The sequence below is a fragment of the Enhygromyxa salina genome (assembly GCF_002994635.1).
Lineage (GTDB): Bacteria > Myxococcota_A > Polyangia > Nannocystales > Nannocystaceae > Plesiocystis > Plesiocystis salina_B.
In genome coordinates, this window is sequence record NZ_PVNL01000095.1 from 36,680 (window position 1) to 48,963 (window position 12,284).

The following is a 12,284-nucleotide window of genomic DNA, read 5'->3' on the forward strand; positions in this document are numbered from 1 at the left end:
TTGGTCGTTTGATCAACGCGTGAAGGGCGGCTGACCGTGAGGTCAGCCGCCCTTGGCACAATTTTCAATTGTGCGAATTTCGCGGGCGCAGGTACTGCTAGCTTGCCGATTTGACACTAGGTGAACCACATTGCGCGGTTCTGGCCACCTAACCGGGCAGGAGTTTCAGCCATGCCCGACCTCCCCTTCGTCAGCAATCCAGTCTCATCCGATCCCGACGTGACGTGCGAGCCAACCGCCGAGCCACAAGCTCCAGCTGGTCAGAAGCTCTCGATCGTCGCGTTGCGCGAGCGCAAGAAGGACCAGACCCGCGAGGCACTCGCGCTCGCCGCTTTCGGGCTGTTCCAAACCAAGGGTTACGAGGCCACGACCGTCGCCGAGATCGCCCGCGCCGCCGAAGTCTCGCGGCGCACGTTCTTTCGCTACTACGCGACCAAGGACGCGCTGCTGTTCGTCGACAACAGCGACAACCTCGAGCGCTTCAAGGAGCTGCTAGCCTCGCTCGAGCCCGAGGACGACGGCTTCGCCCATGTTCGTCGCGCCTCACTCGCGCTCGCCAAGGAGTACATGCGCGATCGTGATCAGATCCTCGCGCGCGCCCGCATCATCGAGTCGTCGCCAGTGCTGAGCAAGCAGGAGCGGCAGCAGGACATGCTGTGGGAGCAGGCGATCGCCGAGTCGCTGCTCGCGGTGCGCTCGATGCCAACCCCGATCGCCCAGCGCCGGGCCCGGATGTTGGCTGGCGCCACCTTTGGGGCGATGCGCGCGACCATGATCGAGTGGCACAACCTCGACGGCCTCGCGGACCTGCCCAGGCTCATGCGTGAGGCCCTCGATCTGTTCGGTCCCAAGCCGCTCGACCACGAGTCTCAGCCTCCCAGCCCCGCCGCGAACTGACCTGATCAACCTCTGAACTCGCGCTCAATTGGGCCGCTTCACGCGAGCGGTCGCCACCGGGCCATGGGGATACTACGGTACGCCCCATGGCCCACGCACATTTGTCACTTCCCGCCGACGGTCTGTCTGCCGCAGAGATCGGCGAGCGCATCGAGCAGTACCGCGAGGCGGATGTCGACTGGCGCTCGGGCAAGGTCTTGGCCTACATCTTCGATCCCGGCGAGCAGGCCGAGGCGGTGATCAAGCAGGCGTACACGGCCTACCTGAGCGAGAACGGGCTGGACCCGACGGCGTTCCCCAGCCTGCTGAAGTTCGAGAAGGAGGTCGTGGCCATGGCCGCGAGCCACCTGCGCGGTGATGAGCAGGTCGTCGGCAACTTCACCAGCGGCGGCACCGAGAGCATCATCTTGGCGGTCAAGAGCGCGCGAGACTGGGCGCGCGCGCGCAAGCCCGAGCTGGCCCGCTCGGCGCAGCGACCGAAGATCATCTTGCCGAGCACCGCCCACGCGGCGTTCCACAAGGCCGCGCACTACCTCGACCTCGAGGTCGTGCTGGTCGAGGTCAACCCGGACAGCTTCCGCGTCGAGGCCGAGCAAGTCCGCGCGGCGATCGACGAGCACACGATCATGCTGGTTGGCTCGGCGGTGTCCTACGCCCACTGCGTCGTGGATCCGATCCCCGCGCTGGCCGAGCTCGCCCGCGAGCACGATCTGTGGCTGCACGTCGACGGCTGCATGGGCGGATTCTTGCTGCCCTACTTCGCGCAGCTCGGCCGCGACATCCCCCCGTTCGACTTCAGCGTCCCGGGTGTCAGCTCGATCTCGATGGATCTGCACAAGTACGCGTTCGCGGCCAAGGGCGCGTCGGTCGTGCTGTACCGCGACAAGCACCTGCGCAAGCACCAGATCTTCACCTGCGCGACCTGGACCGGCTACACGATCTCCAACGCCACCGTGCAGTCGAGCAAGTCGGGCGGGCCAGTGGCCGCGGCCTGGGCCGTGCTCAACTTCTTCGGCCAGTCCGGCTACCTGAACATCGCCAAGCACGTGCTCGCGGCCACCGACAAGGTCATGAAGTTCGTCGACGACCACCCCGAGCTGCGCCTGCTCGGGCGCAGCGACATGAGCCACGTCGCGTTCTCCTCGACCACGATCCCGATCTTCCGACTGGCCGAGGCGATCAACGCGCGCGGCTGGTACGTGCAGGTGCAGCTGAGCTACGGCAACTCGCCGGCCAACATTCACCTGTGTATCAACCCCGCCAACCTCCCGTGGATCGACGCGCTGCTCGAGGAGATCGCCGCCTGCGTGGAGGTGGTCCGCGACAGCAAGCCGGCTCCGCTCGTCGCTGGGGTGCTGCAGGCGCTGGCCGAGGTCGACGTCTCGACCATGGACGATCAGACCCTTCAGCAGCTGATGGCGATGGCGGGGGTCGGCGGCGGCGGGGCCCCCAAGATCGGCGCCGAGATCAACGAGATCCTCGACGCTCTCGAGCCGCAGTTTCGCGAGCGCCTGCTGACCGAGTTCATGAACGAGCTGTACACGGGCGCATGACGAGCCGCGGCCGGATCGATGGCGCTGCGTGGTGGCCCGAGTTTTCGTGGCCACGGGCGACGAGTCACGCGACACTGGTCGGCGTGGCAGATGCGAACCGACGCGAGCGCTCGCATGCGGGGACACCGTGAGTGTCGCCGCCGCGCTCGCGCTGTGGCTGGTGTGGGCGCCGCCTGAGGCTGGCCCGGCTGGCCCAGATTCGGGTCCCGTTTCACAGGACCCCAAACAGGGCAAGCGCAAGAACAAATCGAAACGGGCAGCCGATGATCCTTACCGGCTGGAGTCGGGGGTGCTTCCGGCGGTCTCCTACGACATCGATCTTGGCCTGGGCTTCGGCGCGCTGGTGACCCTGGCTCGGTTCCACCCGGACTATCAGCCGTTTCGGTGGCGCCTGGAGATCTTGCTCAACGCGACGGTCAAGAACACCCCGGGCGTGGGGGTTCGGCTGCCGTTTCACGACGACTACATCAAGGCCGACTTTCCGGGGCTGTGGGGCGGGCGCCTGCGGATCAACACGCAGCTTCGGTTTCGGCGGTTCACCAACCATGGCTGGTATGGGATCGGCAACGCGACGCAAGCCCTCGCCCCGTGGGAAGACATCGATCCCGAGGCGGCGCCCGACGAGTTCGCCGCGGCCCGGCGCTACCACCAGTACGACCGCATCTACCCGATGCTCGACTTCAACACGCGGCTGATCTTGTGGGATCGGTCGCGCGTCGGCGGCGACGCCCGGCGGCCGTGTGGACCCAAGCGTGCCGATCGCTGCCCGCCGAGCGCCTACGGTGGGGTCGCGGGCGCGGTCGAGCACAAGCAGCGACTCGAGGCGCTGGTCGGCACCTCGTTCGCCTACAACGTGATCAACCCGTATCCCGACACGAAGCTCAGCGAGGATCTCGAGCTGCGCGAGACCGACAGCGTCGACGGCGAGACGCTGCGGGATCTGATGCACGGGACCCAGAACCACGCGGTCTGGACCCTCAATCTGGGGCTGCTCTACGACACCCGCGACCACGAATTCGTGCCCACGCGCGGCTCGTTCACGGAGCTCTCGGGTCGGTTCTCACCGGGGGTCGATCAGGGCCTGACCTTCGGCCAGTTGTTCTTGGGGTCGGCGGTGTTCGTGCCGCTGTACGGCGAGTACTTGGTCCTCGCGGCGCGTGGGGCCCTGGACTATCTGGTTGGCAAGCCGCCGCTATATGAGCTTGGGCAATTCGGAGTGCTGGTCCAGCGCGACGGGCCGGGCGGCAGCTGGTCGGTCCGCGGCGTGCCGCGTCAGCGCTACTTTGGCAAGCAAAAGGCGCTGGTCAACCTCGAGCTGCGCTCGATGTTCTATCGCTTCACGATCTCGAATCAGCGATTTGGCCTGGGGGCGCTGGCGTTCGTCGACGCCGGGCGCGTGTGGACCGACTACAAGCCGACGATGCTCGCGGGGGCTGACGTGGATGGGCGGTTCGAGGACATCAAGGTGGGCGTCGGTGGCGGGCTGCGGATCACCTGGGGCGAGACATTGGTGATCCGGGCGGACCCGGCTTGGTCGCCTACCGATGAGAACTTTGGGTTCTATATTGATATCGGACAGATGTTCTGAGGGTGCACATCTCGACGAGCGAGCGAGCGCCCGCTACTCGTCGACCGCGACGAGCTGGGACAGCGGGACCTCGAGCGCTCGCGCGATCCGAAACACATCGGACAGCGAGGGCGGCTTCTCTGCCCGCTCGATCTGCGAGAGCAGCGATTGCGACAGATCCGTGCGGCGGCTGAGCTCATTGAGGGCGACACGCTTGGATTGCCGCAATTGGCTGATCCCGCGCCCGATCATGACATAGAGTCGATCCTCGGCGCGGACCATGATCCCCTGTTTGCGGGCGACCCGGGCGATGGTATTGCGCATGTCGTCGCCGCTGAAGGGCTTGTGCATGTAGGCCGAGACGTCGAGCTTGATCGCGTCGGAGGTTGACTGTGTGGTCGCGTGCTCGGTCAATGTGATGACCGCGAGCCCACCGTCGATCTGGCGCAGCTTCTCGAGCAGGCGCAGGCCCGGCATGTCGGGCATCTCGAGATCGAGGATCAGGATGTGCCACCGCTCGTTCTTGCGGCGCAGCCGCTCCAGCCCCTCGTGCGGGTCGGAGATGGTCGTGACGTCACACTCGTCGGCGCTCAGCAGCTCGCGCAGATACGCCAGGATCTGGGGGCTATCGTCGATGACGAGAACGCGAAGTCGCCCAGTTCCGGTCGCATCCGACATGTACCTCATCTTATCAGAACTCGATGAACCGCGTCGACCCGGCTGGGCGGCCAGACTGACCAGATTGGGCACTGGGGGGCCCATGCCCGGAGACGGGGCTGACAGGGGCGTCCCGACCTATCGGGGACGACCACACAGCTCCGACCCTGTCTTCACTGGCGAGGACAGGTAGAAGTCGTTGGCAGCGAGACCTCCGCTGGCTCGCCGCTGCTGCCGCGACCTGCGGGTCGATCTCTGGCTGCCCGATACATCCTACGTGTGGTGCTGATCGGCTGATCCGATCGTCGACGTCCCAAAAAGCCGGGCGCGGCTGGAGAACCAGCCGCGCCCGGGTCCGACTCACACGGTTGCTGACTCAGAGCTGCGCGAGGAACTCGTCAACCTGCCCTTCAGCCCACTCCTGGGCTTCGCCGTAGCGCACCTTGAGCTTGGCAATCAGCTGATCACGGCGCCCCTTGACCTGCTCGAGATCCTGGTTCGTCAGCTTGCCCCACTTGGTGCGCGCCTGGCCTTGAAAGTCTTCCCATTTTCCTTCGATCTGTGTCCAGTTCATCTTCCACTCCTATTCTCGGGTTGTTGATTGGTTGAGTGAGTAATCGACGTCAGGTCGATTCGTAGTCCTCGAGGCGCTTGTCGAGCTTGTCGAGGGCTTCGTCGAGCTTCCTCGCGGCCTCGTCCGAGGTCTCCTCGGTGGCCTCCTCGAGCGCAGCTAGCTTGGCGGCGACGTCGGCCTTGGCCTCGTCGAGCCCCGACTTGATATCTGCTTTGATCTCTCGGCCGTCGGCTTTGGCCTGCTCCGTCGCGGCTTCCATTCGCTGCCCCAGCTGTTCGGCCCGGGCCTTGGCCTTGGCCTTGGCCTTGGCGCTGTCGGCTTCAGCTGCGATCTCGTCGCCGGCCTTGTCGAGCTTGTCACCGGCCTTCTCGACCCGGTCCTCGATCTTGTCGCCGGCCTTGTCGAGCTCCTTCTTGGCCTGGTCGTCAACCTTGGTCCCCTCGCAGCTCACCGCAACGCTGAGCGTGAAGGTGAGGGCCAAGGGTGTGATAGTGGACATCTTCATATTGACTCGCTTTCGCATGGGTAGAGAGGCGTGCGTTCGTGCCTTGCGTTGGTGTGTTGTGCACGGCCCGTACCAAGCCGAGCAAGCCACGGCAGACGCAATTGAAGTCAGGAGCACCACGCTCGCAACTGCCAACGTGGTGCACGACGGCGCAGCTCGGCGCTCGGTGTGCCAATCTGAACCGCGACGCGCTACGCGTGTGGTGGCTCGAGCTTTGCCGCGTGAACGAAGGGCAGCGTGAAGTAAAACCGAGCGCCGCCCTCAATGGCTTGATCGACCCCGATCTGCCCGCCGTGGGCCTCCACGATGCTCTTGGCGATCGCCAGTCCAAGCCCAGACCCCGAGCTCTTCGCCCGGCTGTCGGCCTGCCAGAACCGCTCGAAGACCTGCCCACGATCGCGCTCGTCGATCCCCGGACCTCGGTCGCTGACGGAGAATTCGGCGTGACGTGGGTCGTCGCTGCAGACCCGCACGCGGACCCGAAGCTCACTCGCGTTGGGGCCATACTTGAGCGCGTTGCGCAGCAGGTTGTCGAGCACCTGAAGCAGCCGCTCGCGGTCGCCGTGGACAGGCGCGAGGGCCTCGTCGATCTCGACCAGCAGCTCGTTGCGGGTCTGCCCCGCGAGCGCGGCGACCTCGGAGACCGCGCTGTGGACGAGCGCCCTCGCGTCGATCGAGGCCAGCTGCAGCTCGAACCCACCGCTCTCGAATTGCGAGACATCGAGGAGGTCGCTGATCAACCGGTTCGAGCGAGACACGGCGCGCTCGATGCTGTCGATCGCCATGCGGCGGGCGGCCGGGTCGTCGGCCTCGAGCAAGCCGAGCGAGAGCTGGATGTTGTTGAGCGGCCCACGCAGATCGTGGGAGACGACCGCGAGCACGCTGTCGCGGGCCGCGACGGCCTGGCGCAGCTGGGCAATGGTCGAGTGCAGCTTGGTCTGGGCCGCGCGGATCTGCGAGCGGGCGCCGTGGAGCCGACGAACCGCGCGGATCTTGGACCACAAGGTCGCGACCTGCAGCCTGGACTTGGACAGGTAGTCATAGGCCCCGTTTCGCAGCGCCTCGACGATCAGCTGCTCGTCGCCGTCGATGCCGGTCATCATGATGACTGGCACGTCGATCTGGGCCGCGTCGAGGCGAGCCAGGACCTCGAAGCCGTCGAACCCGGGGAGCGAGTAGTCGAGCAGCACGCAGTCCACGTCGCCCGCCAGCAGCCGCGCGAGCCCGGTCTCTCCCGACTCGAATTCTTCAATGCTGACGCGCAGCGGCAGCTGCTCGAGGATCCGCCGCGCGGCCATGCGATCGATCTCGTCGTCGTCGATGACGATGACTCGCAGCGGCGGAGGGACAGCCGACGATGTACCGGTCATGGGAACTCTTGGAGGCGCCAGTAGGCCTCGATGGTCTTCATGTGGCTGACGAAGCTCGGGTACGTCACGGGCTTGAGGATGTAGCCGACGACGTTGTGTTGGTAGGCCCGGAGCTTGTCTTGCTCAGCGTCCGATGTCGTCAGGACGACGACCGGAGATCGGGCGAAGCGCTCGGTCTTTCGCAGCTCACCGAGAAACTCGATGCCATTCATTCGCGGCATGTTGAGGTCCAGGAGGATCACCAGCCGGTCACGGGGGACCTCGCCCGCCTCGAGCATCTCGATCGCCTGCTGACCGTCTTTGGCGGTGCTCAGGTTCGGCGGTGTGGCGCTCTCTCGGAAGGCGCGTCGAATGTTCTCGACGTCGATCTCATCGTCCTCGATGAGGAACACGTTGAGGGGCTTTGTGGCTGGGATCATGTTGACGCCTCGGGTGCTTGGTCGGGTGCTCGATCCGGCCAGGTGAAGTGGAACGTTGCCCCGGCTCCGAGCTGGGAGTCCAGGCCGACGCTGCCGCCCCGCTGGCGGACGATCTTCAGCACCAGCGACAGCCCGATTCCGGTGCTCTCGACCTCGTCGCGGGGCCGCAGGGTCTGAAAGATCTCCCAGATCCGCTCATGGTAGCGCGGGTCGATGCCTGGACCGTTGTCGCGCACGAACAGCCGCCAGGCCTCGGCCGGCTCGTCGCGCTCGGCCCAGACGCTGACGTGTGGTCGGGCCGCGGTGGTGTGCTTGATCGCGTTGGACAGCAGGTTGTCGAGGACCTGACGCAGCAACAGCCGCGGACCGGTGATCTCGGGCAGGTCACTGATGCGCCACTCGACCACGCCGTCGACGTCGTGCAGCTCGGCGAGCTCACGCACCAACGCGGTGACGTCGATCCGCTCGTCGGGGACGGCGGCTCGGCCCAGGCGCGAGTACGCGAGCAGCCCGTCGATCAAGGCCTCCATCCGCTTGACGCGACCTTCGAGCAGATCCAGGTAGCGGCGGGTGTCGTCGGTGAGGTGAGGCTCGAGATCGCTGGCCAACCACCCGGCCAGGTTGGCGATCCCCCGCAGCGGCGCGCGCAGATCGTGGGACGCCGCGTAGGTGAACTGATCGAGCTCGCGGTTGCGCTGCTGAAGCTCCTTGGTGACCCGCAACAGCGCCCGTGCGCGTGCCTCGGCCTCTTTGCGGGCGCGGGCGCTGTGGCGCAGCGCGACCCGCTGCTCGGCCCGAGCCTCGCGCTCGGCCACGCGACCGAGCAACATCCCGAGGTTGGCGAGCAGCTGAGTCAGCGCCTCGTCCCCGCGGGGGTCGGGCTTGGCGGTCAGAAACTCCAGGGCCGCGACGACGATGTCGCCCGAGAGGATCGGGAGCACGTAGTAGTGGTGGAGCCCCAGCGCCGATGTGACAGCCAGGCGCCCGAACTGGTGCGCGCCGAGGTCATGCAGCAACATGGGGGTCTGCTCGCGGATCGCCCGATCCGCGAGCGGAAATGCCTCGATTTGATCGGTGGCGGCGCGAAGCGGCTCGAACGAGGCGAGCGGCGGCAGCTGCCAGATCTCGGTGCTGCGAGCGCTGGCGCTGGCTCGATCGACGGACAGCGCGTGCCCGACGGCCCAGCCCATGTGCTCGCAGATCATCTCGAGCGCCTCGGCCAGGACCTCCTCGAGGCTGCCAGACTCGTTCGCTGCCTCCGACATCGCGTAGGTGAGCGCGAGGTCGTCACGCAGGATCGCCAGCGCGCGCCGGGTCCCCGCGAGCCGCTTGTTGGCGCCGGTCGAGCTCACGCGGCGCCCTCTCGCTCCTCGCCTGACTCGCCCGACTCATCGTCGAGCCGGCCGAGCCGTCGATACAAGGTCCGCCGCGCGAGCCCGAGGACCTCCGCGGCCCGTGACTTGTTGCCATCTACGGCCTGGAGGACCCGCCGAATGTAGCGACCTTCGAGCTCGGCCAGGGTGATCAGCTCTTCGGGCTCGGCGGCGTGGATGACCATCTCGCCGCGCTCGTAGTGGGTGACCTTGTCGGGCAGGTCGGCGACCGTGAGCTCGTCGTAGCGAGCGAGGGCGACGGCGCGCTCCATGCAGTTCTCGAGCTCACGCACGTTGCCGGGCCAGTCATAGACCAGGATCTTCTCGGCGACTGCAGCGCTGATGCCCTTGACCGGCTTGCCGCTGCGCTCGGCGATGCGCGTCAAGAAGAACTGGGCGAGCAGCAGCACGTCGCGACCCCGGACCCGCAGCGGCGGGACGTGAATGTTGACCACGTTGATCCGATAGAACAGATCCTCGCGGAACCTCTGCTGTTCGATCTCGGTCTCGAGGTCGCGGTTGGTCGCCGTGATCACGCGCGCTCGAAATGGGCTGGTCTTGTCACTGCCGACCGGTCGAACGGTGCGCTCTTGCAGGGCGCGCAGCAGCTTCGGCTGCATCTCGAGCGGCATCTCGCCGATCTCGTCGAGGAACAGGGTGCCGCTCCCGGCCTCGATGAACAGGCCCTCGCGGGCCCGCTGGGCGTCCGTGAACGCGCCCCGGACGTGCCCAAACAGCTCGCTCTCGAGCAGCTGTGGCGGGATCGCGGCGCAGTTGATCGCAACGAAGGGCTGGTCCGCGCGCTCGCTCTGGCGGTGCAGCTCGCGGGCGACGAGCTCCTTGCCGACTCCGCTCTCCCCGGTGACGAGCACCGGGACATCGGCGTCGGCGACCCGCTCGATCAAGCTCTGGGTCTGCGCTAGGGCAGCGCTCTCACCGACCAGCGTCGACGCGTCGGCCCGGTGGAGCTTGCGGCGGAGCTGGTGAACCTCGTGCTCGAGCGCGGCGGCATGCAGCGCGCGCTCGAGTCGGTGGTGAAGGTGCGGGAGGTCGACGGGCTTGCTCACGAAGTCGTGGGCACCAGCACGCAGGGCGGCGACCACGGTGGCCATGTCCGCCTTCCCGGTCATCACGAGCACGGGGATGTGGGGGTAGCGCTCGCGAACACGCTCACACAGGTCGACGCCGGTCATGCCTTCCATGTGGACGTCGGTCAGGATCGCGTCGATCAGCGCGCCCTCGAGCTGCTCGAGCGCCGCCTCGGCGCTGCCCACAGGCTGGGCCTGGTACCCCTCCAAACGCAAGTTTGCGCTGAGCAACTCGCGGGTGTCGGGGTCGTCATCGACGACCAGAATTCGGGGATCCATGGACCGGCTTCTAGCATGCATCGGTCGGGCGGGACCAACCTGGCGCTGCACCGTGTCGATGAGCCGCACGAGACGTTCTGCCGCGATGGTCGGGTGGAACACCAAACACGCAGATTGATGCGTTGCAGGCTCGCCTGTGACGTGGCACCCGGGGCCAGGCGGGATCTCGACCTGCGAGTATCCATTGATGCCGCTTCGACACACGTGAGCCCGTCGCTAGCAATGGTTGTGTCCGATCGGCACAGCGGCGCGCTGTCTGGCCGCTAGATGGCAGCGAGCGGGACCGCGCGTGCTGGCACGGTTGTCGCACTACCTCGTGAATGTATTCGTCACCACCATTCCCGCCGTTTGACGGCAGACAGGAGCAACCCTCATGCTATATTACGCACTCGTCTTTTTCATCATCGCAATCGTCGCAGCCGTATTTGGATTCGGCGGAATCGCGGCAGGGGCTGCGTCAATTGCCCAGATCCTGTTCTGGGTGTTCATCGTGTTTGCTGTCGCCTCGGCCGTGCTGCACTTCCTCAGGTCGGCCAAAGCCGCCGCTTGACCGAGCTTGACCAAGCTTGGGCCCCCCATCATATCGGGGGGCCCCTCTCGCGCCCTCCAGGGCCAGCTACTGCGGCATGATGCAGGAGATCGAGGTGTCAATGCGGAAGTTCGAGCCGCTCCCACACCGCTCGGCGTGGAACACGTCTAGATCGTAGAACGCACCCTCGACCAAGTTGAGACCGTCGAGGTCGACCGAGGCCATCACGGGCCCATGCAGGCCGCCAATGTCGAGCCGCAGCTGACCGTCGATATACACCCACACGTCGTCGTCGCCCGTGTAGGTGAATTGCTGGCCAGCGAAATACTGGAACTGCACGTGGATCTCAGTCGTGAACGCGCCGTTCCAGTTGGGGTAGGTCTCGCCGGACCAGTTGGGCGTGACGTTGTTGCCGAAGCCCATCCCCGTCAGCGGGTAGAACATGTCGCTGGCGTAGCTGTAGATGCCGGAGTTGGGCATCGTCTCGACCAGCTCGATCTCGCCGCCGATCTCGATGTTGATCCCGTCTTTGGTGTTGTACCAGTCGCTGAAGCTGTTCGCGCTGGTGATCTGCGGGTTCGAGCCGTTCCAGTTGCCGGGCGGCGGCGGCGGGTTGGGGTTGTACTGCGGCTTGTTGTCCATCCCTAGCGCTGGAAGCACGAGGCCTGGGCGCGCGCCGTTGCCAAACATGTGACAGCCGAAGTCGACGTGGAGCGGCTCGAAGTCGCGGTAGGTCGGATAGATCGTCGTGCCACACAGGTCTCCGTCTCCGTCGCCATCGCCGTCTCCGTCGCCATCCCCGTCCCCGTCGCCATCCCCGTCCCCGTCGCCATCGCCGTCTCCGTCTCCGTCACCGTCACCGTCACCGTCACCGTCGCCGTCGCCGGGATCGCCGTCGCCATCTCCAGGATCGCCGTCTCCATCACCGTCGCCGTCGCCGTCTCCGGTGTTGCTGGCGGTGCCGGTCTCGGGGTTCGTGTCGCTGGTGCTGGTGTCGGCGGTCTCGGCGGTCTCGTCGGCGGTCTCGCCAATGTCGCTCACTCCGCTGTCGCCACAGCCGATCATGATCAGCCCGGCTGCGGCCGCGCAGACCACTCGATAATTTGGGTACCGTTGGTAGGTCATGTGGTTGACCTACCACGCCGGCTCGAAGCGCGCCGCCAGTGCCGGTTCAGCCCCGCCTGCCGCGCCTGTGTCCCGGCTCTGAAGCTGAACGTGTCGAGGGCGCGCGGGTCAGCGCGGATCGTTGCGGGTGGGGGTTAGTCCCACTCGCTGAAGGAGCCCCCGTCGCCGCCTTCACCGCCACCGCCACGACCTCCACGGCCGCCACGCCGACGACCGCGGCCCTTGCTTTTACCGCCGCGACCACGATCTCGGTCGCCACCGCCTCCCCCCCAGTCGTCGCCGAACTCTCGTCGGGCCCCGTCGCCACCAGGTGGACCGCCGCGCGACCGCCCCGGAGCGGCGCCAGGT

At 66.4% G+C, this 12,284-nt stretch carries 12 protein-coding genes; 4 read left to right on the forward strand and 8 right to left on the reverse strand.

All coding sequences use genetic code 11. The annotated features are described in order from the left end of the window. Positions 1–171 precede the first annotated feature (171 nt). The 3 genes from ENSA7_RS23395 to omp85 all read left to right on the forward strand — a co-directional run bounded on the left by ENSA7_RS23395 (position 172) and on the right by omp85 (position 4,038). Positions 172–897 (forward strand): TetR family transcriptional regulator, encoded by a 726-nt coding sequence (locus ENSA7_RS23395; RefSeq protein WP_106091554.1) that lies wholly within the window; start codon positions 172–174, stop codon positions 895–897. 86 nt (positions 898–983) lie between these two features. Further along, positions 984–2,450, forward strand: a complete 1,467-nt coding sequence (locus ENSA7_RS23400) for a pyridoxal phosphate-dependent decarboxylase family protein (protein ID WP_106091555.1) — start codon at positions 984–986, stop codon at positions 2,448–2,450. Between the two features lie 127 nt (positions 2,451–2,577). Further along, positions 2,578–4,038, forward strand: coding sequence for an Omp85 family outer membrane protein (gene omp85 / locus ENSA7_RS23405; RefSeq protein WP_106091556.1), 1,461 nt, complete (start codon positions 2,578–2,580; stop codon positions 4,036–4,038). A gap of 33 nt (positions 4,039–4,071) precedes the next feature. On the opposite strand, the gene ENSA7_RS23410 is transcribed toward omp85, so the two are convergent. The 7 genes from ENSA7_RS23410 to ENSA7_RS23440 all read right to left on the reverse strand — a co-directional run bounded on the left by ENSA7_RS23410 (position 4,072) and on the right by ENSA7_RS23440 (position 10,282). Next, a complete protein-coding gene (locus tag ENSA7_RS23410) occupies positions 4,072–4,695 on the reverse strand; it encodes a response regulator (protein ID WP_106091557.1) in 624 nt (207 codons plus the stop codon). 355 nt (positions 4,696–5,050) lie between these two features. Next, the gene (locus tag ENSA7_RS23415; RefSeq protein WP_106091558.1) at positions 5,051–5,248 is read right to left on the reverse strand and encodes a CsbD family protein; all 198 of its coding nucleotides are present in this window, start codon (positions 5,246–5,248) and stop codon (positions 5,051–5,053) included. 49 nt (positions 5,249–5,297) lie between these two features. Continuing rightward, positions 5,298–5,747 carry a hypothetical protein gene (locus tag ENSA7_RS23420; protein ID WP_181234029.1) on the reverse strand — a complete coding sequence of 150 codons (450 nt, stop codon included), beginning with the start codon at positions 5,745–5,747 and terminating at the stop codon, positions 5,298–5,300. Positions 5,748–5,944: 197 nt separating this feature from the next. Then, entirely contained in the window at positions 5,945–7,123 is a 1,179-nt protein-coding gene (locus tag ENSA7_RS23425; protein WP_106091560.1) for a hybrid sensor histidine kinase/response regulator, read from the reverse strand. Continuing rightward, positions 7,120–7,542, reverse strand: a complete 423-nt coding sequence (locus ENSA7_RS23430; protein WP_106091561.1) for a response regulator — start codon at positions 7,540–7,542, stop codon at positions 7,120–7,122. The genes ENSA7_RS23425 and ENSA7_RS23430 overlap by 4 nt, the downstream gene beginning before the upstream one ends. After that, positions 7,539–8,894 (reverse strand): sensor histidine kinase, encoded by a 1,356-nt coding sequence (locus tag ENSA7_RS23435; RefSeq protein WP_106091562.1) that lies wholly within the window; start codon positions 8,892–8,894, stop codon positions 7,539–7,541. The genes ENSA7_RS23430 and ENSA7_RS23435 overlap by 4 nt, the downstream gene beginning before the upstream one ends. Then, complete coding sequence (locus ENSA7_RS23440) at positions 8,891–10,282, reverse strand: sigma-54-dependent transcriptional regulator (RefSeq protein ID WP_106091563.1); 1,392 nt, start codon at positions 10,280–10,282, stop codon at positions 8,891–8,893. The genes ENSA7_RS23435 and ENSA7_RS23440 overlap by 4 nt, the downstream gene beginning before the upstream one ends. 373 nt (positions 10,283–10,655) lie before the next feature. On the opposite strand from ENSA7_RS23440, the gene ENSA7_RS23445 reads away from it, so the two are divergent. Next, positions 10,656–10,832: a DUF1328 domain-containing protein gene (locus ENSA7_RS23445; RefSeq protein WP_106091564.1), complete on the forward strand. Its 177-nt coding sequence runs from the start codon at positions 10,656–10,658 to the stop codon at positions 10,830–10,832. Between the two features lie 66 nt (positions 10,833–10,898). Here the strand turns inward: ENSA7_RS23445 and ENSA7_RS23450 are convergent, their stop codons facing one another. Continuing rightward, the gene (locus ENSA7_RS23450) at positions 10,899–11,936 is read right to left on the reverse strand and encodes a fibro-slime domain-containing protein (protein ID WP_146158046.1); all 1,038 of its coding nucleotides are present in this window, start codon (positions 11,934–11,936) and stop codon (positions 10,899–10,901) included. Between the last annotated feature and the right edge of the window lie 348 nt (positions 11,937–12,284).